We start from the raw sequence: 506 nt of genomic DNA, 5'->3' as shown, positions 1-506 counted from the left end.
GTCGGCTTCATCGCGACGAAGGACGGCGGTTGGAAAACGCCGTTCGATCCGGAGCGTCTGCGCGGTGTCAAGCTGTTGTCCGACCTGGTCAACGCCAAGGACGGCCAGGTCATGGCCGAAGAAGGCACCAAGATGACGCCCCGTCTCGCGAGCCGGCTGGTCGAGGACGGGCTCAAGGACCAGCTGGTCCAAGATGCCGATCTGCTCGGGCGCTACATCGCGGCGGACATCATCAACGAGGAGACCGGCGCGATCTACGTCGAGGCCGGTGACGAGCTGACCGAAGAATCGATCGAGGCGTTGCGCGAGGCCGGCGTCAAGTCGATCTCCACGCTCGCCATCGATCACGTCAATGTCGGCCCCTACATCCGCAACACTCTGGCGATCGACAAGAACCGGTCGCGCGAAGAGGCCTTGACCGATATCTACCGGGTCATGCGGCCCGGCGAGCCGCCGACGGCGGATACCGCCGAGGCGATGTTCAGGAACCTGTTCTTCGATTCCGA

1 protein-coding gene is annotated in these 506 nt (G+C 63.8%); it reads left to right on the top strand.

All coding sequences use genetic code 11. The features are described 5' to 3' along the window. A partial coding sequence (locus tag QF629_13110; protein ID MDP6014456.1) for a DNA-directed RNA polymerase subunit beta occupies positions 1-506 on the top strand: 506 nt, incomplete at both ends.

This window comes from Alphaproteobacteria bacterium, from assembly GCA_030739735.1.
Lineage (GTDB): Bacteria > Pseudomonadota > Alphaproteobacteria > UBA7887 > UBA7887 > UBA7887.
The sequence above is the reverse complement of the archived record's forward strand: the minus strand, read 5'-3'. Positions and strand labels throughout refer to the sequence as shown.